Below are 25,615 nucleotides of genomic sequence, written 5' to 3' on the forward strand. Positions count from 1 at the left end.
ACAGAGCCGTACTCCGTCTTCTTTCCTAGCCAATCTGACTGCCATTTGGCACAGATGGATCGACTGTTAATAAGGTCAAGTTGCCGTCATGCTCGGCTGAGAGGATCATGCCCTGACTAAGTAAGCCCATCATTTTACGTGGCTTAAGGTTGGCAACGATTTGAACTTTCTTACCGACCAAGTCCTGTTCGTTTGGATAGTATTTAGCAATACCAGATAAAATCTGACGATCTTCCCCGTCACCTGCATCCAGACGGAACTTAAGCAACTTGTCAGATCCCTCTACTTTTGAGACTTCCTTGACTTCTGCTACACGGATTTCCACCTTATCGAAGTCCTCGAACTTGATCGCAGCTTTCTCGTTTTTGAGTTCCACATCAGCTGGGTTCCACTCTTTTTCTTCCTCTTGAGAAATAGCAGAGCCACCGCCCATTTGAGACTTGATATAGGCAATCTCTTCTTCCATATCAAGACGTGGGAAGATTGGTGTCCCTTTTGCGACCACTGTCAATCCTGCTGGAAGACCTGCAAAGTCAAGGTTTTCAAGGTCAAATGCTATACCCAAACCGAGCTGTTCCATAATAGCATTAGAAGTTGTCATCATAAATGGCTGGATGAGATGGGCTACGACATGCAGACTCGCTGTTAAATGCGCCATTACAGCTGCTAACTGATCACGATCTGCTTCATCTTTTGCCAAAATCCACGGCGCTGTTTCATCAATATATTTGTTAGTGCGTGAAATAATATTCCACACCGCTTCCAAAGCACGTGGGTAATCCACAGCTTCCATGTGCTTGTGGTAGCTTGCCAAGTTGTCAGCCACTACTGCTGACAAGTCAGCGTCAAAATCTGTGACATTAGATACAAATGTTGGGACTTGGCCACCGAAATACTTGTTAATCATGGCAACGGTACGATTGAGCAAGTTTCCAAGGTCATTAGCTAACTCATAGTTAATACGACCGACATAATCCTCTGGGGTAAACGTCCCATCAGAACCGACTGGCAGACTTCGCATGAGGTAATAACGTAGTGGATCTAAACCATAGCGCTCCACCAGCATCTCTGGGTAAACGACATTCCCTTTAGATTTGGACATTTTACCATCTTTCATGACAAACCAACCATGAGCCACTAAACGCTCAGGAAGCTTCATATCCAACATCATGAGCATAATCGGCCAGTAAATCGAGTGGAAACGCAGAATATCTTTTCCGACCATATGATAAACTGTGCCATTCCAGAACTTATCGTAGTTGGCATGATTTTCCTGACCATATCCTAGAGCAGTCACATAGTTTAGTAGAGCATCAATCCAAACATAAACTACATGCTTAGGATTAGATGGAACAGGTACTCCCCAGGTAAAAGATGTCCGTGAAACCGCAAGATCTTCTAAACCAGGCTCGATAAAGTTTTTCATGATTTCATTCATACGACCATCTGGCTGGATGAAGTCTGGATGGGCATTAAAGAACGCAACAAGCTTATCTTGGTACTTGCTAAGGCGTAAGAAATAAGATTCCTCTGAAACCCACTCTACCTCATGTCCTGATGGTGCAATCCCACCAATGACTTGACCATTTTCATCACGGAAAACTTCCTCTAGTTGACTTTCTGTGAAAAATTCCTCATCAGAAACAGAATACCAACCCGCATACTCTCCTAGGTAGATGTCATCTTGTGCTAACAATTTTTCAAAAACAGCCGCCACCACTTCTTCATGATAATCATCTGTGGTACGGATAAATTTGTCATATGAAATATCAAGCAATTGCCAAAGCTCTTTGACACCTACTGCCATCCCATCAACATAGGCTTGAGGTGTGATGCCTGCTTCCTCTGCCTTTTGTTGAATTTTTTGACCATGTTCATCAAGACCTGTTAAGTAAAAAACTTCATGCCCCATCATTCGTTTGTAGCGTGCCAATGCATCGCAAGCAATGGTGGTATAAGCAGAGCCAATATGCAACTTACCGGATGGATAATAGATTGGTGTTGTAATGTAAAATGGTTGTTTTGTCATTTTCTTCTCCTATGTCACCCTAATGAAAGGTGTTTTCTAGTAACACTTCATTATATCATATTTTATGCTATGGGGAGCTAGTTTGAGATAGAAAAAAGCTGAGCAAATCCTATACTCAGCTTTTTTAATCATCAAAGGAGGATGTGGGATTCGAACCCACGCACGCTTTTACACGCCTGACGGTTTTCAAGACCGTTCCCTTCAGCCGGACTTGGGTAATCCTCCAAAATACTTTCTTATTTTATCTCATTTTTTATCATATTGCAAGGCTTTTTTGATAAAATATAAGAAGATAAGGAGACAACCATGACAGCATTACGTTTATACGATACTCTACCAACTTGGGAAAGAAAAACCATCCCAAAGGCTCTACTTGAAAAATACCAAACAACCGAAGGAACTTGGTCAAAACTGACTATCTTGTCAGGCGAGTTACAATGTGACTTTCTTGATGAAGAGGGAAATAGTGTCGAAAGACATCTCTTTACTCCTGATTCAGAAGTCCCGTTCATTTCTCCTCAGACCTGGTATAAATTGACCGCTTTAACAGATGATACACAGCTGAGTCTGAGCTTCTACTGCCAAGCTGAGGACTACATCAGTAAAAAGTATCAAACCCAGCCTCACTCTGAGGTCAAAGAGGCTGCTACCATCTTAGCCAAAGAAAATGTACTTGATCTTGGTTGCGGACATGGTCGAAATAGTCTGTTTCTAGCCACCAAAGGTAGTCAGGTCACTGCTCTTGATCTCAATCAAGATGGTCTGGAACATCTCAAAACGATTGCTAAAGCTGAGGATTTAGCCATTACGGTAAACTCCTATGATATTAATAGTGCTACACTGACAGAAAGCTATGATAGCATCATCTCGACCGTGGTTTTTATGTTTTTAGATCCAGATCGCATCCCTTCTATTATTAAGAATATGCAGGAACAAACTAAAATAGGTGGCCATCACTTGATTGTATCAGCAATGGATACCAAGGATTATCCTTGTCCCATGCCTTTTTCCTTTACTTTCAAAGAAGGAGAATTAAAGCACTATTATAAAGACTGGGAAATCATCAAATATAATGAAAATCTTGGCAACCTTCACCGCCTAGATTTATTTGGTAATCCTATTCGTATGCAGTTTGCCACCTTACTCGCCAAAAAAATAAAATAACCCCTCAAGCCCTGTCAGTTTCCTGACAGGCTTTTTTTTGATAAAATGAAAGGACTACTTATAGTAAAGGATATTGTTATGAAACTCATTTCTTGGAATATTGATTCCCTAAACGCTGCTTTAACCAGTGATTCTGCGCGTGCCCTCTTATCACGTGCTGTGATTGAAACACTGGTTGCAGAAGATGCTGATATTATTGCTATTCAAGAAACTAAACTGTCTGCTAAAGGGCCAACAAAAAAACACTTAGAAATTCTTGAGCATTATTTTCCAAACTATAAAAATACTTGGCGCTCATCAGTAGAACCTGCTCGTAAAGGTTATGCTGGCACCATGTTTTTGTATAAAGCAGAGCTTGATCCTGTGATCAGCTTCCCAGAAATCGATGCACCATCCACTATGGACTCCGAAGGTCGCATCATTACGCTTGAATTTGAAGATTTTTTTGTCACACAAGTCTATACTCCAAATGCTGGGGATGGTTTAAAACGCCTTTCTGAACGTCAAGTTTGGGATGAAAAGTATGCTGACTACCTTGCACAACTTGATCAGCAAAAACCTGTTTTAGCAACAGGTGACTATAATGTTGCCCACAAAGAAATCGACCTTGCCAATCCTACTTCTAATCGTCGCTCACCTGGCTTCACTGATGAAGAGCGTCAGGGCTTTACCAATTTATTAGCAAAAGGTTTCACCGATACTTTCCGCCATATCCACGGAGATGTTAAAGATGCCTATACTTGGTGGGCTCAACGTAGTAAGACGAGCAAAATCAACAACACTGGATGGAGAATTGACTACTGGCTTGTCAGTGAACGTCTAAAATCTCAAGTCACAAAATCAGACATGATTCACTCTGGTGACCGCCAAGATCACACCCCTATCCTTCTAGAAATTAACCTCTAAAACAAAGCAATTGCCAATCCACCTCTTTACTACTATAATGAATTTTCTACAAAAGGGAGAAAAAGTATGATTACAAAATCAACAACGATGTTATATGTAACAGATACTAAAGCTGCCATGGAATTTTGGACAGAAAAATGGGATTTGTCCTTTTAAAAACTGAAGATTTCGGTGAAGTTGTTTCTTATGAAATTGCACCTTCAACAGACTCTGCTACAAAGTTTGGCATTCACGACAAAGAATGGGTCGCAAAAGCTAACCCTGGTATGAATGTTGGCTTCCCATCTCTACTTTTTGAAGCAGACGATCTTGAAGCTGAGTATGACAAATTAACAGCTGCGGGGGTTACGACCAACCCTATCATGGAATACCAAGGAATGGTTCACTTTACTTTTGCAGACAACGAAGGCAACTATATCGCTGTTACGAAACCGTAAACGCAAAGAGATTGGGATTGACACTCCAATCTCTTTTTTCATCCTTAAATTTCAAGGATGATAACATATTTTAATGAGGTAAAAAAGCACATGACTTCTTCTAAACTCCACATCCTAAAACAACAATTAAATTTATTACAAAATCCACATGAAGCCCAAAAAATGTCAGCTTATATGCGACAGCACTTTTCTTTTTACGGCATCCCTGCTACAAAAAGACGTGACTGTTTCAAACCCTTTCTCCAAGCCGATAAAAAAGAGAAACAGATCGATTGGGAGTTTTTAAATCAAGCTTGGTGCGAAGAGGAGCGAGAAATGCAATACTTTGTTTTAGACTATATCCGCTCCTTAAAAAGCTATTTGACAACAGACGATTTAGAAAAGCTAGAAAAATTTGCTAGAGATAAACAATGGTGGGATAGTATCGACCATCTTGCACGCACTATTGGCTATATGGTCATAACGGAACCTCAACTTAAAAATACCATGCTGACTTGGGCACAAGATACTGATTTTTGGATCAGACGCATTGCTATTCTCCATCAATTAGGCTATAAAGACAAGACCGACCCCATCCTTCTTGAAACGATTCTTTCTCGCAATCTAGGATCTGATCAATTTTTTATCAATAAAGCTATCGGTTGGGCTTTAAGGGATTATTCTAAGAGCCATCCTAATTGGGTAAGTGGTTTTTTAGGACGCTATCAAGATCAATTAGCCCCTTTGAGTATCAGAGAAGCTTCAAAATATCTCTGATGCTCAAAGTGATTCTTACTATTTCATCCACCATAACTCTATCGCTTTTAAAGAGAACATAAAAAACGAGAGCCATTTTTGGACTCTCGTTTTTTGTCGCTATCAGAAAAGTTAGGACTCCTCTTTCTTCACAAACTTAAGATATAAATGTTAGACAAGATTTTTTAAGTGTATTCCTTATAGGTTCTAAAGAACACTATAATCATCTGTGAAGAAGAAATAATCTTTAATCTTCTTTACGACGACGTTTTGCAGCAAGTCCAAGTGATGCAAGGATCATGCCTACTCCCATAGCCGCAACTGATGCTGAGTTATCTTCACCTGTGTTTGGAAGAGTTTCTGCAACATAAGTTGGTTTAGCTGGTGCTTCTGGCTTAGCTGATGTTTCTGGTTTAAGCGGAACACCTGGCTGAACTGGAGCTTTTGGATCAACAGGAGTAACTGGTGTTACTGGATCTGTTGGATCTTCTGGGGTAACTGGGTCAGTTGGGTCAACAGGCGTAACAACTTTACGGTAGATGTGAGTTGTGTTACCATCTGGATCTGTTACAGTCTTACCTGTGAACTCGTAGCCTGGGATTGACTTGTTAGGTGTTGTACCATCTTCTTGCGGTGCGATTGGGTTACCATTTTCGTCAACGTGGTTTGTCACAACTTTCTTAGCAGGTGTTTCTACTTTACGGTAAACGTAAGTTACTTCAGTAGTCTTACCACCTACAACAGTACCAGTTTCTGAACCATCAACACGAACAAGCTCATAAGTTGTACCATCTTCTGTAGTGATAGTATTTGGCTTGTTATCAGTTGTATCGTAAGATTTACCTGCTGGTGCATCTGTTTCATCATTGACAGGTGTCTTAATGACATTACCATTTTCATCCACATAGTTAACAACAACGTTACCGTTTTGAACGTAAGGGATTGGTGTGTCGATACCTGACTCGTCTGGAGTTGGTGGCACATAACCCTTGCTTGGATCTGTTGGATCAACTGGTTTCAACGGCTCATTTGTCTTAGGATCAACTGGTGTGAAGCCTGGTACATGAGGAATTGATGGAACTTCACCATTTGTACCTGGTGTCGTTGGATCGATTGGCTTATCTGGGTTCGTTGGATCGAATGGATAAGGGATTACTGGGTTAACTGGAGTTGGATTCTCTGGTGTTGCAGGAATTTGTGGGATCCAGTTAGCAACTTTCTTGTACACATAAGTGATTTCAGTTGTCTTACCGCCTTCAACAGAACCTGTTTCAGAACCAACTGTCTTAGATGGGATCAATACATAACGTGAACCATCTTCAGTAACAATCTCAGTTGGCTTGTTATCAGTTGTATCGTAAGATTTACCTGCTGGTGCATCTGTTTCATCATTGACAGGTGTCTTAATGACATTACCATTTTCATCCACATAGTTAACAACAACGTTACCGTTTTGAACGTAAGGGATTGGTGTGTCGATACCTGACTCGTCTGGAGTTGGTGGCACATAACCCTTGCTTGGATCTGTTGGATCAACTGGTTTCAATGGTTCGTTGGTCTTAGGATCTACTGGTGTGAAACCTGGAACATGTGGAATGGATGGAACTTCACCACCTGGGTAAGGGGTTGTTGGATCAATTGGCTTATCTGGGTTAGTTGGATCGAATGGGTAAGGGATTACTGGGTTAACTGGAGTTGGATTCTCTGGTGTTGCAGGAATTTGTGGAATCCAGTTAGCGACTTTCTGGTACTTGTAGGTTACTACAGTTGTACCTTCAGCAACTTCACCTGTTTCAGTAACTGGGTTACCATTTGGATCTACAGCAGTTGTTTTAGATGGAACCAATACATAACGAACGCCGTCTTTCACGATTTCAGCTGGCTTGTCGCCTTCGTCAGTCGTATCGTACTTAGTACCTGTTACAACAGCATTCTCATCAAGAACTGGATCTTTCAGAACGTTTGATTCGTTACCTGCTTCAACATAACGGATAACAACTGAACCTGTCTTCACGTCTGGAGTTGGTGTTTCAACCTTACGGTATACATAAGTCACTTCGATTGTCTTACCAGCTTCTACTGAACCATCTTCGTTTCCGATAGTTGCTGTTGGGATCAATTCGTAAACTGTTCCATCTTCTGTTGTGATAGTGTTTGGCTTGTTGTCAGTTGTGTCATAAGACTTACCTGCTGGAGCGTCTGTTTCGTCTTGAACAGGTGCCTTAATGACTGTACCATCTTCTGTTACATAGTTAACCACAACATTACCGTTTTGAACGTAAGGGATTGGTGTGTCGATACCTGACTCGTCTGGAGTTGGTGGCACATAACCCTTGCTTGGATCTGTTGGATCAACTGGTTTCAATGGTTCGTTGGTCTTAGGATCTACTGGTGTGAAACCTGGAACATGTGGAATGGATGGAACTTCACCACCTGGGTAAGGGGTTGTTGGATCAATTGGCTTATCTGGGTTAGTTGGATCGAATGGGTAAGGGATTACTGGGTTAACTGGAGTTGGATTCTCTGGTGTTGCAGGAATTTGTGGAATCCAGTTAGCGACTTTCTGGTACTTGTAGGTTACTACAGTTGTACCTTCAGCAACTTCACCTGTTTCAGTAACTGGGTTACCATTTGGATCTACAGCAGTTGTTTTAGATGGAACCAATACATAACGAACGCCGTCTTTCACGATTTCAGCTGGCTTGTCGCCTTCGTCAGTCGTATCGTACTTAGTACCTGTTACAACAGCATTCTCATCAAGAACTGGATCTTTCAGAACGTTTGATTCGTTACCTGCTTCAACATAACGGATAACAACTGAACCTGTCTTCACGTCTGGAGTTGGTGTTTCAACCTTACGGTATACATAAGTCACTTCGATTGTCTTACCAGCTTCTACTGAACCATCTTCGTTTCCGATAGTTGCTGTTGGGATCAATTCGTAAACTGTTCCATCTTCTGTTGTAATAGTAGTTGGTTTGTTATCTGTTGTTGTGTAAGACTTACCTGGTTCAGCGTTTTCTTCGTCTGTTACAGTAGCCTTGATCACTGTTCCATCTTCTGTGATGTAGTGAACGATAACATTTCCAGCTTTTTCGTAAACGTATTGAACAGTTGTTGTACCTTCTACAACTTCACCTGTTGTTGAAGCTGAAGTGTCTTTCACTTCTTTGTAGTAGTAAACTGTACCGTCTGCTGTTGTGATAGTAGATGGTTTTTGATCCAATGTGCTGTATGGAGTACCAGTTGATGTTATTGGTGTATCAACAACAGTTGTCGCAATAACATTACCTTCTGTATCGTAGTACTCAACAACAACGTCACCTTTCACTTCTTCGTAAACGTAAGTGATTTCTTTAGTTGTACCAGCTTCAACTGTACCTGTTATGGAATCAACACCTGTTGCAGTACCGTTACCAGCTGCAGTCAAGTTGTTTGAATCTGAAACTGTACCAACATTGTAAGTTCCTGCTGGAACAAGGCGGTACAATTTACCATCTGCTGTAGCGATTGTTTCAGGTTTGTTATCTACAACTGTGTCATAAGCAGTTCCTGGTTTAACATCAGTTTCATCTGCAACTTTTGTCTTGATAACATTACCGTCTGTATCGACGTAGTTAACGTTGACTGAACCAGCTTTTTCGTAGATGTAAGTCACTTCAGTTGTGCCTTCTACAACTTTACCAGTTTCGTTATCGCCAGCTTTCACTTCTTTGTAGTAGTAAACATCGCCAGTTGTATCGTTAACGATTTTCTCTGGTTTGTTATCTGTTGTATCGTAGTCTGTACCTGTGTCAGATGTTGGTGTATCTGTCACATCAGAGGCAATAGTATTACCTTCTGTATCTACATAATGTACGATAACATCACCTTGAACCAACTCATAAACATAAGTGATCTCTGTTGTACCAACAACAACATCTCCTGTTTCGTTGCCTTTAGTCGCAGCAGGAACAAGGCGATAAACTTTACCATCTGCTGTTGTGATAGTGTTAGGTTTAAGGTCTGTTGTGTCGTATGGTGTACCTGTTGAGCTTTCTGGTGTATCTTCAACTGTGCTTTCAGTTGTTGTACCTGCATCTGTTGTACCTGAGATTGGGTTACCGTCTTGGTCAACATAATGAACAATAACGTTACCTTTCACTTCTTGGTAAACATAAGTGATTTCTTTTGTAACACCTGACTCAACTGTACCAGTTGTATCATCAATACCTGTTGCAGTACCATTACCAACTGCAGTCAAGTTATTGCCTTCGCCAACTGTACCAACATTATAAGTTCCCGCTGGAACAAGTTGATAAGTCTTACCATCTGCTGTTGTGATAGTAGTTGGTTTATTATCAACTACAGTATCATAGTCTGATCCTGGTTGACCATTTGTTACATCAACTACTGAAGCTTGAAGTGGGTTACCATCTGTATCCACATAGTTGACGTTGACTGAACCAGCTTTTTCATAGACATATGTCAACTCTTTAAGCGTGTCTTGTGCAACTGTACCAACTTCTTCGGTAATTTTTTCAATCGTACGTTTTTCAGTGTCTGTATTGCTTGAAGCTGGGTTAAGACCTGTTGTATCGATTTCTTTGTAGTAGTAAACCGTACCATCTGCTGTTGTGATTGTCGCATCTTTTACAGACTTCGTATCATAAGCTGTATTTGTATCAGCATGATCGTAGATGGTTACATCACTTTGAAGAACATTTCCTTCAGTATCAACGTAATAAACTTTTACGCCACCTTTTTCAGCGTAGTAGTAACGTTGATCGTTTTGGTTCAATGTGTTTCCGTTAAACATTGATAAGTTAATGTTCTTAAATTTCATATCAGTGTTAGTTGTTGTGTTGGTAATGACATTACCATCAGCATCTACAACTTGTAAATATGAACCATTTGAGTTAATCCAGTTGGCATTTGGATAACCAGAGAAGGCACCAGTCGCTGCACCCATTTTATTAGAGATAGTATTGTTACGTGTATCTTTGAAGTAATACTTAGTTGAAGTATATTCCCATGAATGCTCAGTCGTGATAGCATCACCATTTTCGTTGTATCCTTTTGGTGCGATCTCTTCTGATACGAACATGAGTAAGAAAGCATCATCGGCAGTGTTTACTGCAGCAGAGGCAGTTGCACGAAGTTCAGCAATCTTAGCTTTCTTCTCATCATCAGTTAAAGTAGTGCTCTTATTAACTGTTGCGATGTCTGTTTCCAATTGGTTAACAATAGCCATACGCTCGTTAATGCGAAGTACTGTTTCACCATCTTTTTGGAAATCAGTTTGAGACATTGTTTTATACTTAGCATAGTTTGCCAAGAAGTCTGCATTGTCAGGGTTGATAACAAAGTTCAAGAAACGTGATGAACCATCAGAGTCAGTAATGTACTGAACTTTAGACTCAAGGTAATCACCCCAGAAACGGATAATTGATGTAGCTTCTGTATAGTCAGAAGCAATTGTTCCAGCAGTAATTTCTGGTGATTCAATCAATTCATAGTTATCAAATGTTGCAGGACCTGCAATAGTGAAATTGTCACCTGAAAGGTCGGCAATTTGTGTATAACTTGCAAGAAACTCTTCAATACGCTTATCTGTTTCTTTCACCAAATAGTAAGTAGTTTGTTTAGGTGAATAAGTAGGTGCTGGACCAGAGTAGTCATTATAATAACCTTTATCTCCAGTAAGAGCTGCGTAAATTACTTGACCTTGAGCATTACCTTGAGTTCCTTGAAGGATTTGTGTCTCACGAAGGGTTGATGACTCACCAGCAGCATTTGTATAGGTAGTTTTTGTTAACGGAATACGGAAGTTGAAACCTCTGAGCAGAGATTGGTTGTTTGCAACAAGGTTATCAAGAGTTTTAAAACGACCAGTTGTACCTTCTGAAATTGAGATTTCTTCAATCAAACCAGTTGACTTGCTGACCAAACGTGCATACACATTCCCAGTAGTATTCACTCCATCAACAGAAAGTGTGATGTAGTAGTCGGTTCCCATACGGTTGTTGAATGAACCGTTAGCTGTACCATCAGCAACTGCGTTATCGTCATCTGAACCATTTCCAATATTTGAAAGAGTAAAGACTAAATATGTTGCACGTCCAGTTGTTGGATCAACAGCATAACCATCTGGTAAAGTTGACACAGCTGGTGAAGTTAAAGCTGTAGTTACTACAGTATCTTTGTTTGTAACGGTTACATCTTCAATCCAATAACCAGGTTTCCCAACTGAGTTATTCATATCAGTTGTCGTAGTCAAAGCTACTTGAATAAGGTCAGTTCCAAGATATTTACGCAATTCCAAAACAAGTGCATCTACGCTTGTACGAACAGCTGAGATTTGCGCGTTTACTTCTTCAAGCGTTGCAAGTGCATTTTGGAAAGTTACAGTCGCTTCTGTGGCAACCAATTTTGTTGCTTGGGCTGCTGTTTGAAGAGCTGAGGCATCTTCTGTTGAGCTTACTGCTTGACGGCTTGCTTCTTGTGCCAAGACTTCTGCTTCTGAGATCACTTGCTCAAGAACAGTTTTTGCTTCTTCAACAGTTGTTGGTGTTGAAGCTGTGTTGCTTGCTGTTTCAGATGCTGTTGAAGCTGTTGTGCTTGTTGCTTCTGAGCTTGCTGTTGAAGTAGCTGTACTTGTTGAAGCTTCTGATGCTGTTGAAGTAGCTTCTGTACTTGTTGCAGCTGATTCTGATGTTGCTGCTTCTGTACTTGTTGCAGCTGCTTCTGTACTTGTTGAAGCTTCTGATGCTGTTGAAGTAGCTTCTGTGCTGGTTGCCGTTTGGGCTTCCGAAGTCGCGCTACTGCTATCTCCTGTGCTTGAGGCTGCTGTTTGTGGCTCTGATACTGCTGTATCATCCGCTGATACGACAGCTCCTCCTCCTAAAAACATAAAAGCTGCAATCGCAACAGACGCTACACCGACGTTAAATTTACGAATCGAATAACGGAAACGTTTGTCAGCTGCGGCTTCTTGTTGACGACGAAGCTTTGCCTTTTTCTTGTCTAACATGAGACTCCTCCTAGAATTATTAAGAATAACAGATATAAAATAATCCGTTCCAATTCCAGTATATATATATATATATATATATATTGTCAAGGATTTTAATGTATCATTTTCTCAATATATTTAGTATGGTGTCGTCATATCAATAACACCTAAAATGAGGCCAACAAAAAAGTACTACCTTCTACTCTAAGGCAGTACCATTTCAACTATGTTAAGTTCAATTCTTTATAAGCTGTTCGATATCCAATTTGTAAAATGGTATCGTCTTTGATCAGAATAGGCCGTTTAATCAGCATACCGTCCTGTGCAAGAAGAGAAAAGGCTTCGTCAAGACTCAAACTAGGCAGCTTATCTTTTAAACCTAGCTCACGATAACGCTGACCACTAGTATTAAAGAATTTTTTTAAGTCTAAATCGGAATTTTTAAAAAACATCTTTAAACTCTCCACATTTGGAGGAGTAGCTTTAATATCAATAGCCTCAAAGTCTAATCCCAATTCTTTTAGCTCTGCTTTTGCCTTACGACAGGTCGAGCATTTAGGGTATTCATAAAATACTAACATGATTTCTCCTTTATTTGTGCTTCATGGTTTAATAGCCATGATTTTCTGTCTAAACCACCAGCATAGCCGGTCAACTTTCCATCTCTTGATAAAACCCTGTGACAAGGAATGAGGAGGCTAATAGGATTTTTACCAACAGCATTCCCAACTGCTTGGGCTGATGCGCAATCCAGCTCTTTTGCCAAATCACCATAAGTAATCACTTCACCAAAGGGGAGCATCAATAAAGCAGACCAAACTTTTTGTTGAAATGGCGTCCCAAGAGGAGATAAGGGAAGGTCCGTATAGACGATATCTTCCCCCTGAAAATAGCAATCCAATAACCGTTTGGTTTCTTCCAAAATCGGATGTGTCTCTAAAAGAGGCCTTTTTTCAAGACCTCTTTCAAAATATTTTTGATCTTCAAACCAAATCCCACGCAAGGCAATATCTGAAGCCACCAGAGACAATTTTCCTAAAGGACTCGTATAAACTTGTTTATAGAGGGTCATCTGTACCTACTTCTGTTCAGTTTTTAATTAAGCGTACTTTTACAATATTATCGCTAGTTTCAAACTTATTAACAAGCTCAGCTACCTTAGTTTCATCTGTTTCATCCAAATCAAGTAAGGTATAAGCATAATCCCCTTTAGATTTGTTAATAATATTATCAATATTTATGCCCAAGTCTGACACAGCAGTTGAGATACTTGCTACAATATTTGGCACATTTTTATTAATCAAGGTGATACGATATGGTGCAGAAAGACCTTGAACAACGTTAGGGAAGTTGACAGAATTGATGATTTCTCCTGTCTCCATGAAACGACGGATGGTTTTTCCTGCCATAATGGCACAATTCAGCTCAGCTTCTTCGGTCGAACCACCCACATGAGGAAATACCGTAACATGCTCTTTATTCAATAACTCCTCTGTTCCAAAGTCTGTCACATAGTTTTTCACCACTCCAGCCTCAATCGCCTCAAAAAGTGCTTGATTATCAACCAACTCTGCACGCGCAAAGTTAATAATTGTTGTGCCTTTTTGCATTAAAGCAAAGCTATCAGCATTGAAAGTATGCTTAGTATCAGGTGTCAGAGGAACATGAACAGTAATGTAATCAGATTGCTCAAAGATTTCTTTCAAATCAGCCACACGCTTAACATGACTAGAAATATTCCAAGCCGTTTCAATAGAAACATAAGGGTCATAGCCAAGAACATTCATTCCTAAACGACGTGCATCATTAGCAATCCGACCACCAATTGCACCAAGACCAATAACCCCTAAAGTTTTACCCGCAATCTCAGTTCCTGCAAATTGCTTTTTACCTGCTTCGATTTGCTTTGGCACATCATCACCCGTCAAGGTGTTGGTCCATTGATTAGCTGAAATATAATCACGCGCTGAAAGTAGAATTGAGGCTAAAACAGCTTCTTTTACAGCATTGGCATTGGCTCCTGGAGTGTTAAAAACAACAATCCCTTGTGCGCTTGCCTGATCAATTGGAATATTATTGACACCAGCCCCCGCACGCGCAATAGCTTTTAAGTTGGAAGGAAAAACTGTCTCATGAAGATTTTGACTGCGAATAATAAAAGCATCTGGATTTTCTGCCTTATCTCCGTCAATCTGAAACTTATTGCCCAATTCTTTTAACCCAATTTGGTTAATATTATTAAATGTTTTAACGCTAAATACCATTTTACTGATTCCTTACTTTAATTTTTGATAAGCTAGTCGCTCCCCTTCAAAGGTCACCTTACCACATTGTTCAAATCCCAATTTTTTTAAGATATGTTGCATGGCCATGTTTTTGGGATGAGTATCTGCACGAAATTCATTAGATTGACGTGTCTCAATTAAGCCTTCTAATAAAGTCTGAACGACTTGCTGTCCGCGAAAATCTTGATGAACCACCACACGATGAAAAGTGATGTAGTCATGATTTTCTGGATGGGTCCATGCGCCATCATAAATGGCATCATAGGCTGGCTCAAATCCCTTTATCATAGCAACATAAGCTGCAAGCTGACCTTCAATAACCGCCACATAGCCATACCCTTCTAGAATATCTTCCATTATGATTTCTTGACTCGGATAACCATTTTGCCACTGATCACTTCCATAGGAGGCAATGTGTTCTCTGGCTTGATGAATCATCATCATAATGGTATCAACCTCATTTGGATGAGCAAGACGAAATTCCATTACTTGTTTTCCTCTTCAAATTTAGCCATAAAGTCTAAAAGTGCCTGCACTCCTTCAAGTGGGAAGGCATTGTAAAGGCTAGCACGCATGCCACCGACTGAACGGTGTCCTTTAATATTTTTAAAGCCAGCTTCGTCTGCTTGTGCATTAAACTTAGCATCCAAGTCTTTACTTGGAGTGACAAATGGGATATTAGCAACTGAGCGATCTTTTATCTCTTTAACTGGGCTAGTGTAGAAGTCTGATTGAGCGATAAAATCATACAATAAGTTTGATTTTTGACGGTTTTGTTTTTCCATCTCAGCAACACCACCAAGTGATTTAACATACTCAAAGACTAATTTCGCCATATAAATACCAAAAGTTGGCGGTGTGTTGTAAAGCGAGTCGTTATCTGCTTGAATACGATAATCCAACATACTAGACAAGGCAGGCTCATCATTTAACAAATCCTCACGAATAATCACAATTGTCACACCTGCAGGACCAATATTTTTTTGTGCTCCTGCATAAATCATACCAAAATCAGCAACATTGTAATCAACCGCTAAGATATTTGAGCTCATATCAGCGATAATGGGAACACCATTAGTCTCAGGGAGTTCATAAATAGCTGTTCCTTCAATAGTATTATTAGTTGTCAGGTGGACATATGCTGCATCAGCATCAATTTTTGAGGCATCAATTTCTGGGATATGATCATAAACTGTTTCTTCTGATGATGCCAGTAAGATAGGCTCAAAAGGAATGGTTTTAGACAACTTAACAGCTTCTGTATAAGCTTTTTTCCCCCAAGAACCAGCAACCACATAATAAGCCTTACGTCCTTTAGCTAAATTGAGTGGAATCATTGAGAATTGAGTAGAAGCCCCACCTTGTAAAAATAGGACCTTGTAATTATCTGGAATCCCCATCAAGTCACGCAAGAGACTTTCAGCATCTTTGATAATAGCATCAAATTCTTTGGAGCGGTGGGACAATTCCATCACACTCATCCCTGAATGAGCGTAATCCAAAAATTCAGCTTGAGCTTTTTCAAGAACTGGTTTAGGCAAGACAGCTGGTCCTGCAGAAAAATTGTAAATTGTCATTAGTTTACCTCCAAATAAAGTTCTTTCATTATAGCATAATTTTCAGAATTTTGGCAACTTATTATACATCCTCAACCTATTAAAAAGAAAGGAACTGGCAAAAATGGTATAATAAAAAAGAAAAGGAGAAAACTATGTTAATTAAGGAATTTTGTGCTGAAAACTTGACAGATCTAGCAAAGCTAGATCCTAAAGAGGTTAGCCGTGTTGAACTATGTGATAATCTAGCTGTTGGCGGAACCACTCCAAGTTATGGCACCATTAAAGAAGCGGCAGCTTATCTTCATGAAAAAGGCATCACCCTATCAACCATGATTAGACCGCGTGGAGGAGACTTTGTTTACAACAGTTTAGAGTTAAAGGTCATGGAAGAAGATATCTTGAGAGCTGTTGAATTAGAGAGTGATGGGCTAGTCTTAGGACTCCTAACCAGCGATCATCAATTAGATCTTGAAGGTCTCGAGTATCTCCTTCCTGCTACTCAAGGATTGACCTTAACTTTCCACAGAGCTTTTGACAGGATTCCAAAAAATGAGCAATTTCAGGCTATGGATCATCTTATTGACCTTGGCTTCCATCGCCTTCTTATCCACGGCGATGCTTCTGATAATCCCATCTCAAAAAATAGTGAACATTTAAAAAAATTAATTCAGCATGCTAATGGACGTATTGAAATTATTTTAGCTGGAGGAGTCACAAAAGAAAACTGCTCACACTTATCACAAGACATCAAGACCCCTTATGTACATGGTACCAAAATCGTATAAAAAACAGCTTAGTCCTATTTTAGACAGGACTAAGCTGTTTTAACTTCTTTAAATAGCATCTCCACCACGCTCACCTGTACGAATCCGAACAACATCATCGATAGGTTGAATGAAGATTTTGCCATCTCCCACTTCACCTGTTCGTACAGTAGCAATAATCAACTCCACTAAATCATCTACAGCATGATCTTTTACAATGATCTCAACTTTGACCTTAGCCAACATGGTTGGAGTTACACGTTGCCCGCGAACAATTTCTACAAAACCTTTTTGATTTCCATAGCCTAAGACTTGTGAGATTGTCATTCCTTTTGCTAGCCCCGCCTTACTCAAAGTTGTCTTTAAATCCTCTAATTTCTCAGGTCTAATAATCGCTTCGACTTTTTTCATCTTCATCCTCCTACGAATCTAATCCCATAAAGGTTGGATAAGCTGTTTCCCCATGCTCTGTATCATCGAGGCCAATCGCCTCTTCTTTATCAGAAACACGAAGAGGGGTAAATAATCCAACGACTTTAATAATGATAAAGGTCATTCCAGCTGACCACACGATAGTAAATACAATCGCTCCTAAAGTAACTAAAAACAATCTAGGGTTACCATAAATCAGTCCAATATTGCTCTTATCAAGCGCTAAGTCTGGTGTGGTAAAAATTCCTGTCACAATACCACCAAAAATACCACCAACCCCGTGACAGCCAAAAGCATCTAAAGCATCATCATAACCTAAACGATGTTTGACCATTCCAATCGCGTAATAACAAACTGGGCTAACCATCAAGCCAATTAATAAAGCACTCCAAGTTGATACAAAACCTGCTCCTGGAGTGATAGCAACCAACCCTGCCACTAAGCCTGTTGAAGCTCCCACCAAGGAAGGTTTACCATTTTCTTTATACTCTAACAAAATCCATGAAAACATAGCTGCAGCTGCAGATAGATGAGTTGTTAGCATGGCATGAACCGCTAAGCTATCAGCAGCTAAGGCTGATCCCGCATTAAATCCAAACCAACCAAACCAAAGTAATCCTGCTCCCAATAATACAAAAGGAACATTGTGAGGTCGATACTCTAAACGATCAAAATCACGTCTTTTACCTAGAATTAAAGCCAACACCAAACCGCTAACACCTGAAGTGATATGGACAACATCACCACCAGCAAAATCAATAGTCCCCCATTGTGCTAGCAAGCCCTCATCCCAAACCATATGAGCAAACGGATAATATACTAAAAGTAGCCAAAAAACAATAAAGAACAAGAGTGGTTTAAATCGCATCCTTCCTACAACTGATCCTGTTAAAATCCCTACTGTAATGATAGAAAACATCATTTGGAACAGAGCAAATAAAGAGTCTGGAATCGTAAGATGTCTTGTACTAGCCGTATCACTCACCCCTTTAAAAAAGAAATGCCCTAAATCTCCTATGATAGAACCATCTCCAGAAAAAGATAGAGAATAGCCGACTGTTACCCACATCAAACTTGCAATAGCAAGAGACACAATGGACATCATCATGGTTGAAATAACATTTTTTCGTCTCTCTAATCCACCATAAAAAAATGCCAAAGCGGGGGTCATCAAAAAAACTAAGCCCGAACACAATAAAATAAAAGCAATACTAGAATGATCTAATGTCATAAGCAAACTCCTTTTTTTCAGAAAAGCAATGAAAGATATTAAATATGTTATATAATATAACACTCCATTTTTCTCTTGTAAACCCACAATTGACAGAAAATTCTGTATTTATGTCATAATATGTTAGCTGATGAAAAATAAAAAAATAGCTCTATCCCTTATTTTACAAAGGATAGAGCCATTGACATGCTAAGACATATTATTTTAATTGATGGAATTGCTGATAAAGTTCCTGACGATTCAAACTATATTCTTTAGCAATAGCTTTAATAGCTTGGTTAGGTTTTATACCATCATTAATTAACATTTGAACTTTTTCAAGATAATTCAGATCTTCCTCAAGCGTGCTTGTAGCATACTCCTCAGCATAACCACTAACAATAAGGAGACACTCTCCCTTTAGCGGATGTTCCTCAAGATAAGAAAGAAGCTCTGTAATTTTTCCTCGTTGATACTCTTCATAAAGCTTAGTCAACTCACGCACAAGCACCACTTGGCGATCGCCATAAACGGATAAAATCATTTCCAAAGTATCTACGACACGATAGGGAGATTCATAAAAAATCTGCGTTTCAGGATAGTGTAACTTAGATTCAAAAAATCGTTGTTGTTGCCCACGCTTTCTTGGTAAAAAACCGTAAAAAACATGTGGTTGTGGTGCAAGTCCACTGGCAATCAAGGCTGTAATACCAGCTGAAGCACCAGGTAAGGCAACCACTGAAATCCCCTCTTCAATAGCAGCCTTAACCAAGTCATGACCAGGATCTGAGATAGAGGGTAGACCTGCATCTGAAACCTGAGCTAAATCCTGCCCAGATTTTAAAAACGTGAGTAAATCAGGAATTTTATCAAATGCATTGTGCTCATGAAAACTGACCTGTCGAGTAGCAATCTCAAAATGTTTTAGCAATTGACCCGTATTTCTTGTGTCTTCTGCTGCAATCAGATCAACAGTTTTCAAAATCTCCACTGCACGAAAGGTCATGTCTTGTAAATTCCCAATAGGAGTAGGCACCAAATAAAGAGTGCCATAAGAAGATTGACCTTTAAAACTTTTTTGTACTCTCATCTTCGCTCCTACTCCCGAAATAGCAATTCGGTGCACATCATACAATCTTCTTCGCTTTCTCGACGTTGCCCATAAGCATCATTACAGATATGAAAGCCATCTTCATAAATTCCTTCCAAATGTTCTCTACCTTGAAAGAGGGATTTGCCTGGTTTGGTTTCTTGAATTTGTGCTAGACGTTCCCTTAATTTATTATTTTCTAAACGTAGTGTCGTATTTTCTTCCACTAAATCTTGAATATATTTTTTTATGTCTTCGATTTCTTCTAAGTTCTTAGCCAAGGTTAAGGAAAAACCATCAAAAAAATCAAACAAATCTTTTTTATCCATTAACTATTATGTCCTCCAATGAGAAGGTTAAACTCCCCTGTCTATCCTCAAATTTTAATTGAACTGTTTCTGATAAAATATCCATGCCAACAACTTCACCAACACCAATATCTGTCTTTATTTTTTCACCATAATCAGGGAATTTATCACGCGCCTCCTGATAAAAGTCATCTTCAAAGCTAAGGCAACACATCAAACGACCACAATGACCATTCATCTTCCCAGAATTTAAGGAGAGGTGTTGATTTTTTGCCATTTTAATGGAAACAGGTGGAAATTCTCCTAAAAAAGTCGAACAGCAAAGAGGACGACCACAGGGGCCTAAGCCACCATAAACCTTACTTTCTTCACGGTTAGTTAATTGCCTCAACTCAATTCTTGTTTTCAAAAGAGCAGCTAGTTCTCTTAATAATTGACGAAAATCTACACGCTTTTCAGCTGTAAAGGTAATCAAGACTTGACTACAATCCAAAGGATAAGACATGTCGATAATTTTCATACCTAGTTGATGATCGCTCACCAACTGCTTTACTAAGGGAAGCTCTGCTTCAACTTTTCTCACATTGACCTCTGCTTGTTTAAAGTCTTCTGAGGTCGCAAGTCGAAGCACCTGTTCAGTAGTAGGAAAAGAATGCGTCAGTTGCTCAGCTTCTACAACAACTTTGGCTAAATCAGCACCTTTTTCTGTATCAACAACTAACCAAGTATCTTTAACATATGTTTTATCTGTTTGAACAAGGGATAAACTTCCTTTATTTTGGTATTTTACACCTAGTATAACTGTCATACTAACACCATATACTCCAATACATTTTGAAAATTAACGTGATGTTGCCACATTCTGTAAGCTTCAACCAATCTAGATAAATAATTTAAACTCGCCGTACTTCTAGACTGATTAAAAATAATAGGCAAAATTTTAAAGACCAACTCTTGTTCTCCTTTATCACTAGCCAGAGTGACCAACCTTGACACTTCAAGATAAGCTTGTAAGTCATCAAGCGATAAAAGATTTACCCAGCGTTGACAAACTTTAATCAGTTCTAAGATTTTATGGTTGGAAGACAAGAGTTCGACATCCTCCCAATTAGAAACAAGTTCAGCTAAAATCTCGGCTTCCATCTTTAAAAAGCCCTTGTTTTCTAATTCTCCAACCAAGAGCGATCGATTTTTTAGAAAATGAAACTCCTGGCAACGACTTCTAATGGTCGGCAAAATCTTATTTTCATCATCTGTCAATAAGACAAGGTAAGATTGTGCAATAGGCTCCTCCATTAACTTTAAGAGACTATTACTGGCATTAAGGTGCATTTTATCAGCATCTTGGATAATAAAAAATTGAGAAGAACTCTCATAGCCAGATTTAGAAAATTCTTGCAAGAGTTGCCTAATAGTATCAGTCTTAATGACTTGATTGACTGGTCGAATTATTTTAACATCAGAGAAGTCTTCACTTGAAATCAAGCGACACGAACGGCAACGCTGACAAGGTAATTTATCAATTTTATCTTGACAAAAACGGCTCTGTGCCAAATAAATCGCCATATCAAGATTACCAAATCCACCTGAAAAGAGATAGGCATGGCTGATCTGGTCGGACTGGATGATTTGTTGAAACTGTTTAAAAAGCTTGGGTTGTAATTGTTCTAATGACATCCTGTTTCCTCAAGATAAGAAAGGATTGTCTGATAAGCTTCTGAAACAACTTCTGATAAAGGCTTACTCGCATCAATGATGACGATACGAGAATCATCTTTAGCGAGCTCAAGATAGCCCTGTCGTACTTTTTGATGCATCGAAAGCGCCTCTAAATCTAAACGATTCACCTCACGTTCATCTGCTTGCTTGATACGGCTCAATCCTTCTTCAGAAGGGACATCAAACAAAAGCGTTAAATGAGGTTTCAAACCATCTGTCGCATAAGTATTCAACCAATCAATACTTTCCTTATCCAAGCCTCGCCCATAACCCTGATAAGCCATTGAGCTATCAATAAATCGGTCCACTAAAACAATAGCCCCTCTTGATAGAGCAGGTAAAACTTTTTCAACTAAGTGTTGACGACGGGCAGCAATATATAATAAAAGCTCTGTTTTATCATCCATAGCCGTATGTTCGACATCTAGAATCACATTCCGAATGGCCTCTGCGATCCTAACACCACCTGGTTCTCTTGTTGAAATAACTTCAAGTTTCTCTTTTTGTTCTAAAAGTGGCAAGATGGCTTGTAAAACACTGGTCTTTCCTGCACCATCTGGCCCTTCAAATGAGATTAAACTACCTTTTTTCATCCTCTTCCTCAATCATGTTAATAGTCCTATTTTACCAAAATTTTACAAGAAAAGGGAGTGAAAGTAGGGGCTATTTGAAAAATCCATCCCACTATCACTCCTTCATTCTTTTAAAAACCAACTTTCGCTTTTGTTCTCTCAATAGCCTCAACTTCAAAGCCCTTAGCTTCGATCTTAGCTTTTAAAGCTTCTAAATCAACGTCACCTTCTAACTGTACCTCAATTGCAATCTTACCTGATTTTCGAGGTAGATGTAGGGTACTCTTGATGTTCAAGTTTTCCTCTACAATAATACGTAAAAGATCTCCTAAAACACCAACCTTATCATCAGCCAAGACATGAAGGCGAGCTCCTTCTTCACCGTATCCTGAAATTTGTAAAAAGGCACGAAAAACATCTTTATCAGTGATAATTCCTGAGACCATATCATTATCCATAACAGGCAAGACACCAATACTATGTTTAATCATTAGATAAATCGCATCTTCTAAGCTAGCATATTTAGAAACTGTGACAACATCTTTAATCATGACATCACGAATTTTTGTCTTATTAAGCAAATAATTCATCTCATAAATAGACAAACTTGTCGCTTTAGATGGGCTAGCCTCAGCGATAGTACCTTCTGTTACCAAACCAACTAACTTATCATTTTCAATAACAGGTAAACGACGAAGCCCTTGCTCACGCATAATTTCTGAAACATGGGCAACTGTTGTATCTGGAGATACATACACGACTTTTTTAGTCATAAAATCTTTTACTGACATTTCTCTAGCCTCCATCTTTTTGATACTTTTATTATATCACATTTTGTAATCGTTTACGAAAACTTTATGAAAATATTTTGGCTAAATCAAACTTTGTTTCTTTCCTCTTCTATCATCAAGAACTGAGCCAAAACTAGATAAAAGAAAATAATAGCAAAAAAGGAGCCACTAACTGCTCCTTTTTTCTAATCATTAACCACCTAGATAAGCTTTACGAACCTCATCTGATGTTAAAAGTTCTTGACCTGTACCAGAAAGAACAATCTTACCAGTTTCAAGAACATAACCACGATCAGCAATAGATAATGCTTTATTGGCATTTTGCTCAATCAATAGAACAGTTGTCCCTTGCTTTTGAATATCTTGAATAATATCAAAGATTTCTTGGATAAAGATTGGGGCAAGTCCCATAGACGGTTCATCTAACAACAAAAGTTTAGGTTGACTCATCAGCGCACGCCCCATTGCAAGCATCTGTTGCTCCCCACCTGAGAGGGTTGCCGCATCTTGATTTTTACGTTCTTCTAGACGTGGAAAACGTGCAAAGATTTTCTTTAGATTAGCTTGATTTTCTTCACGATTATTACGTAAGAAAGCTCCCATCTCTAAGTTTTCCATAACTGTTAAACCAGCAAAAACATGACGTCCTTCTGGAACTTGTGATAAACCATCTGCCACAATTTTACGAGCAGGAACCTTTTGGATTTCTTGCCCTAAAAATTCAATTTTTCCAGCCGAGGGACGAACAAGACCTGAGATAGTCCGTAAAATAGAGGTTTTACCTGCACCGTTAGCCCCAATAAGAGTGACAACTTCACCTTCATTAACCTCAAAGCTAACATCTTTGACTGCTTCAATCACACCATATTTTACAGATAGGTTATCTACTTTCAACATCGCCATTATGCCTCACCTCCAAGATAAGCTTCAATAACACGTTTATTGTTTTTGATTTCATCTGGTGTTCCATGGGCAATTAAGCGACCATATTCCAGAACATAGATGCGTTCTGTAACTTCCATTACCAAGCTCATATCGTGTTCAATCAAAATAATGGTAATTCCAAACTCTTCTTTAATTTTTCGAATCAGACCTGTTAATTCTGCTGTCTCTTGAGGGTTCATCCCTGCCGCTGGCTCATCTAGAAACAGGATTTTAGGTTCTGTTGCAAGGGCACGAACAATTTCCAAGCGACGTTGTTGCCCATAAGGAAGATTTTTAGCTAATGTCTCAGCATCACCATCTAAATCAAAGATGGCCAAAAGGTCCAAAGCTTTTTGACGCAATTCTTCTTCATTTTGATAGAATTTTGGCAAACGTAAAAAACTCGCTAAAATGTGTGGTTTACGATTATTACCAAGTCCAATCAAAACATTATCAAGTACCGTCATATCCTTAAACAAGCGAATGTTTTGGAAGGTACGCGATAAACCTAGTGAGGCGATAGTATAGGGTGCTTTACCATTTAAAACAGTACCATCAAGTGTAACAGTTCCCTCACTTGGCTCATAAACACCTGTCAAGAGGTTGAAAAGAGTTGTCTTACCAGCTCCATTAGGACCAATAAGCCCTACTAACTCTCCCTCGTTTAATTCCATTGTCACATCACCTACGGCAGTCAAGCCACCGAAGTTTTTGGTTAAATTTTTAACTTCAAGAAGTGCCATTAGTTTTTGCCCTCCTTATCTTTTTTAAAGAATTTCATTAGACTAAACTCTTTTGTTCCAAGTAAACCACCTGGACGGAATACCATAACAAGAATTAAGGCTAATGAGTAAATAATCATACGAAGATCAGAGACATTTTGCAAGAACATATTTAGAACACCTAGAACAATTGCTGCAACAATAGTACCTGTCATTGAACCAAGTCCACCAAATACCGCAATAATCAAGAATTCAATTGATTTCATGATTGTAAAGTCTTTAGGCATGACTGTCCCGATATAACCAACTTGTAAGGATCCTGCGATACTAGCTGTGATAGCTGCCAAAACAAAAGCCATTACCTTAACCTTGGTGGTATTAACACCCATTGACTCTGCTGCGATTTCATCTTCACGAACAGCAATCACCTCACGTCCTATTGGGCTACGCAAGAAATTGATGGTTAAAACAGTTGTTAAAACAACAAAGATAAAAACAACTGGCCAAGTCGTATATTCTAGAATCCCTGTTAGACCAGCCGCACCGTTTGTCAAGTCGCCACCATTGACAATGGCCATACGAATAATCTCAGCAACACCAAGTGTAGCAATAGCAAGATAATCTCCCTTCAAACGAAGAGTTGGAATACCTACAATAAGTGCAATAATAGCCGCCAAAACAGCGCCCACAAGCATAGAGAGATAAAATCCTGCAAAGGTAGGATTTGAGGTTGTCAGAATAGCCGTTGCATAGGCACCAATTGCCATAAAGCCAGCTTGACCTAGTGAAAATTGCCCTGAAAAACCTAAAACAAGGTTAATTCCCACAGCCATAATGATATTAATCCCAATCTGCATCAAAATTTGTACATAATAAAGATTAATAACACCAGCCATCGCTAAAGCATAAATAATACCATAAGTAGCTAGAATAAGTGCTAACCAAGTTAAATTAACTTTTAAATTTTTCTTCAT

At 39.2% G+C, this 25,615-nt stretch carries 22 protein-coding genes, 1 tRNA gene and 1 pseudogene; 5 read left to right on the top strand and 19 right to left on the bottom strand.

The window, feature by feature from the left end:
* Positions 1–25: 25 nt before the first annotated feature.
* Together metG and ACEE75_RS08320 are read right to left on the bottom strand one after the other, a co-directional pair.
* Positions 26–2,029 (bottom strand): methionine--tRNA ligase, encoded by a 2,004-nt coding sequence (gene metG, locus ACEE75_RS08315; RefSeq protein ID WP_449164837.1) that lies wholly within the window; start codon positions 2,027–2,029, stop codon positions 26–28.
* Positions 2,030–2,164: 135 nt separating this feature from the next.
* A tRNA-Ser gene (locus ACEE75_RS08320) sits at positions 2,165–2,254 on the bottom strand.
* An 81-nt stretch (positions 2,255–2,335) separates the two neighbouring features.
* On the opposite strand from ACEE75_RS08320, the gene tehB reads away from it, so the two are divergent.
* The 4 genes and pseudogenes from tehB (at position 2,336) to ACEE75_RS08340 (ending at position 5,292) form a co-directional block, all read left to right on the top strand.
* Positions 2,336–3,193: an SAM-dependent methyltransferase TehB gene (gene tehB, locus ACEE75_RS08325; protein WP_449164838.1), complete on the top strand. Its 858-nt coding sequence runs from the start codon at positions 2,336–2,338 to the stop codon at positions 3,191–3,193.
* A gap of 78 nt (positions 3,194–3,271) precedes the next feature.
* On the top strand, positions 3,272–4,099 hold the full coding sequence (locus ACEE75_RS08330) for an exodeoxyribonuclease III (protein WP_449164839.1): 828 nt from the start codon (positions 3,272–3,274) through the stop codon (positions 4,097–4,099).
* A 66-nt stretch (positions 4,100–4,165) separates the two neighbouring features.
* Positions 4,166–4,536: pseudogene (locus tag ACEE75_RS08335) on the top strand (VOC family protein).
* Positions 4,537–4,626: 90 nt separating this feature from the next.
* On the top strand, positions 4,627–5,292 hold the full coding sequence (locus tag ACEE75_RS08340) for a DNA alkylation repair protein (protein WP_449164840.1): 666 nt from the start codon (positions 4,627–4,629) through the stop codon (positions 5,290–5,292).
* Positions 5,293–5,518: 226 nt separating this feature from the next.
* On the opposite strand, the gene ACEE75_RS08345 is transcribed toward ACEE75_RS08340, so the two are convergent.
* From ACEE75_RS08345 to serC, 6 genes are all read right to left on the bottom strand, one after another.
* Entirely contained in the window at positions 5,519–12,283 is a 6,765-nt protein-coding gene (locus ACEE75_RS08345; protein ID WP_449173626.1) for a MucBP domain-containing protein, read from the bottom strand.
* A gap of 206 nt (positions 12,284–12,489) precedes the next feature.
* Positions 12,490–12,846 carry an arsenate reductase family protein gene (locus ACEE75_RS08350; RefSeq protein ID WP_447574363.1) on the bottom strand — a complete coding sequence of 119 codons (357 nt, stop codon included), beginning with the start codon at positions 12,844–12,846 and terminating at the stop codon, positions 12,490–12,492.
* On the bottom strand, positions 12,840–13,337 hold the full coding sequence (locus tag ACEE75_RS08355) for a methylated-DNA--[protein]-cysteine S-methyltransferase (RefSeq protein WP_447574362.1): 498 nt from the start codon (positions 13,335–13,337) through the stop codon (positions 12,840–12,842). Before ACEE75_RS08355 ends, ACEE75_RS08350 begins: the two co-directional genes overlap by 7 nt.
* Before the next feature lie 16 nt (positions 13,338–13,353).
* On the bottom strand, positions 13,354–14,529 hold the full coding sequence (locus tag ACEE75_RS08360) for a 3-phosphoglycerate dehydrogenase family protein (protein WP_447574361.1): 1,176 nt from the start codon (positions 14,527–14,529) through the stop codon (positions 13,354–13,356).
* A 12-nt stretch (positions 14,530–14,541) separates the two neighbouring features.
* Complete coding sequence (locus ACEE75_RS08365; protein WP_447574360.1) at positions 14,542–15,036, bottom strand: N-acetyltransferase family protein; 495 nt, start codon at positions 15,034–15,036, stop codon at positions 14,542–14,544.
* Positions 15,036–16,127, bottom strand: a complete 1,092-nt coding sequence (gene serC, locus ACEE75_RS08370; protein WP_447574359.1) for a 3-phosphoserine/phosphohydroxythreonine transaminase — start codon at positions 16,125–16,127, stop codon at positions 15,036–15,038. Before serC ends, ACEE75_RS08365 begins: the two co-directional genes overlap by 1 nt.
* Before the next feature lie 134 nt (positions 16,128–16,261).
* Here serC and ACEE75_RS08375 point away from each other — a divergent pair, with 134 nt between their 5' ends.
* Entirely contained in the window at positions 16,262–16,894 is a 633-nt protein-coding gene (locus tag ACEE75_RS08375) for a copper homeostasis protein CutC (RefSeq protein WP_447574358.1), read from the top strand.
* A 48-nt stretch (positions 16,895–16,942) separates the two neighbouring features.
* Here ACEE75_RS08375 and ACEE75_RS08380 read toward each other — a convergent pair whose 3' ends face one another.
* From ACEE75_RS08380 to ACEE75_RS08430, 11 genes are all read right to left on the bottom strand, one after another.
* Complete coding sequence (locus ACEE75_RS08380) at positions 16,943–17,284, bottom strand: P-II family nitrogen regulator (protein WP_354369653.1); 342 nt, start codon at positions 17,282–17,284, stop codon at positions 16,943–16,945.
* A 10-nt stretch (positions 17,285–17,294) separates the two neighbouring features.
* Entirely contained in the window at positions 17,295–18,536 is a 1,242-nt protein-coding gene (locus tag ACEE75_RS08385; RefSeq protein ID WP_447574357.1) for an ammonium transporter, read from the bottom strand.
* A gap of 199 nt (positions 18,537–18,735) precedes the next feature.
* Positions 18,736–19,605 (bottom strand): 16S rRNA (cytidine(1402)-2'-O)-methyltransferase, encoded by an 870-nt coding sequence (rsmI, locus tag ACEE75_RS08390; RefSeq protein ID WP_447574356.1) that lies wholly within the window; start codon positions 19,603–19,605, stop codon positions 18,736–18,738.
* Positions 19,606–19,613: 8 nt separating this feature from the next.
* Positions 19,614–19,934, bottom strand: coding sequence for a DNA replication initiation control protein YabA (yabA, locus tag ACEE75_RS08395; protein WP_354369650.1), 321 nt, complete (start codon positions 19,932–19,934; stop codon positions 19,614–19,616).
* Positions 19,927–20,721: a PSP1 domain-containing protein gene (locus ACEE75_RS08400; RefSeq protein WP_447574355.1), complete on the bottom strand. Its 795-nt coding sequence runs from the start codon at positions 20,719–20,721 to the stop codon at positions 19,927–19,929. Before ACEE75_RS08400 ends, yabA begins: the two co-directional genes overlap by 8 nt.
* On the bottom strand, positions 20,718–21,590 hold the full coding sequence (locus tag ACEE75_RS08405; protein WP_447574354.1) for a DNA polymerase III subunit delta': 873 nt from the start codon (positions 21,588–21,590) through the stop codon (positions 20,718–20,720). Before ACEE75_RS08405 ends, ACEE75_RS08400 begins: the two co-directional genes overlap by 4 nt.
* Positions 21,581–22,225 carry a dTMP kinase gene (gene tmk / locus ACEE75_RS08410; RefSeq protein WP_354369647.1) on the bottom strand — a complete coding sequence of 215 codons (645 nt, stop codon included), beginning with the start codon at positions 22,223–22,225 and terminating at the stop codon, positions 21,581–21,583. The genes ACEE75_RS08405 and tmk overlap by 10 nt, the downstream gene beginning before the upstream one ends.
* 110 nt (positions 22,226–22,335) lie before the next feature.
* A complete protein-coding gene (locus ACEE75_RS08415) occupies positions 22,336–22,995 on the bottom strand; it encodes a CBS and ACT domain-containing protein (RefSeq protein WP_354369646.1) in 660 nt (219 codons plus the stop codon).
* A gap of 192 nt (positions 22,996–23,187) precedes the next feature.
* A complete protein-coding gene (locus tag ACEE75_RS08420) occupies positions 23,188–23,898 on the bottom strand; it encodes an ABC transporter ATP-binding protein (protein WP_354369645.1) in 711 nt (236 codons plus the stop codon).
* Positions 23,898–24,662 carry an ABC transporter ATP-binding protein gene (locus tag ACEE75_RS08425; protein WP_354369644.1) on the bottom strand — a complete coding sequence of 255 codons (765 nt, stop codon included), beginning with the start codon at positions 24,660–24,662 and terminating at the stop codon, positions 23,898–23,900. The genes ACEE75_RS08420 and ACEE75_RS08425 overlap by 1 nt, the downstream gene beginning before the upstream one ends.
* Positions 24,662–25,615 (bottom strand): branched-chain amino acid ABC transporter permease, encoded by a 954-nt coding sequence (locus tag ACEE75_RS08430; protein WP_427894707.1) that lies wholly within the window; start codon positions 25,613–25,615, stop codon positions 24,662–24,664. Before ACEE75_RS08430 ends, ACEE75_RS08425 begins: the two co-directional genes overlap by 1 nt.

Source organism: Streptococcus sp. 11273D007BT (genome assembly GCF_053547195.1).

Excerpts from the sequence above, each read along its gene's own strand:
- metG (WP_449164837.1), bottom strand. The coding sequence starts at position 2,029 with ATGACAAAACAACCATTTTACATTACAACACCAATCTATTATCCATCC.
- tehB (WP_449164838.1), top strand. The coding sequence starts at position 2,336 with ATGACAGCATTACGTTTATACGATACTCTACCAACTTGGGAAAGAAAA.
- ACEE75_RS08330 (WP_449164839.1), top strand. The coding sequence starts at position 3,272 with ATGAAACTCATTTCTTGGAATATTGATTCCCTAAACGCTGCTTTAACC.
- ACEE75_RS08340 (WP_449164840.1), top strand. The coding sequence starts at position 4,627 with ATGACTTCTTCTAAACTCCACATCCTAAAACAACAATTAAATTTATTA.
- ACEE75_RS08345 (WP_449173626.1), bottom strand. The coding sequence starts at position 12,283 with ATGTTAGACAAGAAAAAGGCAAAGCTTCGTCGTCAACAAGAAGCCGCA.
- ACEE75_RS08350 (WP_447574363.1), bottom strand. The coding sequence starts at position 12,846 with ATGTTAGTATTTTATGAATACCCTAAATGCTCGACCTGTCGTAAGGCA.
- ACEE75_RS08355 (WP_447574362.1), bottom strand. The coding sequence starts at position 13,337 with ATGACCCTCTATAAACAAGTTTATACGAGTCCTTTAGGAAAATTGTCT.
- ACEE75_RS08360 (WP_447574361.1), bottom strand. The coding sequence starts at position 14,529 with ATGGTATTTAGCGTTAAAACATTTAATAATATTAACCAAATTGGGTTA.
- ACEE75_RS08365 (WP_447574360.1), bottom strand. The coding sequence starts at position 15,036 with ATGGAATTTCGTCTTGCTCATCCAAATGAGGTTGATACCATTATGATG.
- serC (WP_447574359.1), bottom strand. The coding sequence starts at position 16,127 with ATGACAATTTACAATTTTTCTGCAGGACCAGCTGTCTTGCCTAAACCA.
- ACEE75_RS08375 (WP_447574358.1), top strand. The coding sequence starts at position 16,262 with ATGTTAATTAAGGAATTTTGTGCTGAAAACTTGACAGATCTAGCAAAG.
- ACEE75_RS08380 (WP_354369653.1), bottom strand. The coding sequence starts at position 17,284 with ATGAAAAAAGTCGAAGCGATTATTAGACCTGAGAAATTAGAGGATTTA.
- ACEE75_RS08385 (WP_447574357.1), bottom strand. The coding sequence starts at position 18,536 with ATGACATTAGATCATTCTAGTATTGCTTTTATTTTATTGTGTTCGGGC.
- rsmI (WP_447574356.1), bottom strand. The coding sequence starts at position 19,605 with ATGAGAGTACAAAAAAGTTTTAAAGGTCAATCTTCTTATGGCACTCTT.
- yabA (WP_354369650.1), bottom strand. The coding sequence starts at position 19,934 with ATGGATAAAAAAGATTTGTTTGATTTTTTTGATGGTTTTTCCTTAACC.
- ACEE75_RS08400 (WP_447574355.1), bottom strand. The coding sequence starts at position 20,721 with ATGACAGTTATACTAGGTGTAAAATACCAAAATAAAGGAAGTTTATCC.
- ACEE75_RS08405 (WP_447574354.1), bottom strand. The coding sequence starts at position 21,590 with ATGTCATTAGAACAATTACAACCCAAGCTTTTTAAACAGTTTCAACAA.
- tmk (WP_354369647.1), bottom strand. The coding sequence starts at position 22,225 with ATGAAAAAAGGTAGTTTAATCTCATTTGAAGGGCCAGATGGTGCAGGA.
- ACEE75_RS08415 (WP_354369646.1), bottom strand. The coding sequence starts at position 22,995 with ATGTCAGTAAAAGATTTTATGACTAAAAAAGTCGTGTATGTATCTCCA.
- ACEE75_RS08420 (WP_354369645.1), bottom strand. The coding sequence starts at position 23,898 with ATGGCGATGTTGAAAGTAGATAACCTATCTGTAAAATATGGTGTGATT.
- ACEE75_RS08425 (WP_354369644.1), bottom strand. The coding sequence starts at position 24,662 with ATGGCACTTCTTGAAGTTAAAAATTTAACCAAAAACTTCGGTGGCTTG.
- ACEE75_RS08430 (WP_427894707.1), bottom strand. The coding sequence starts at position 25,615 with ATGAAGAAAAATTTAAAAGTTAATTTAACTTGGTTAGCACTTATTCTA.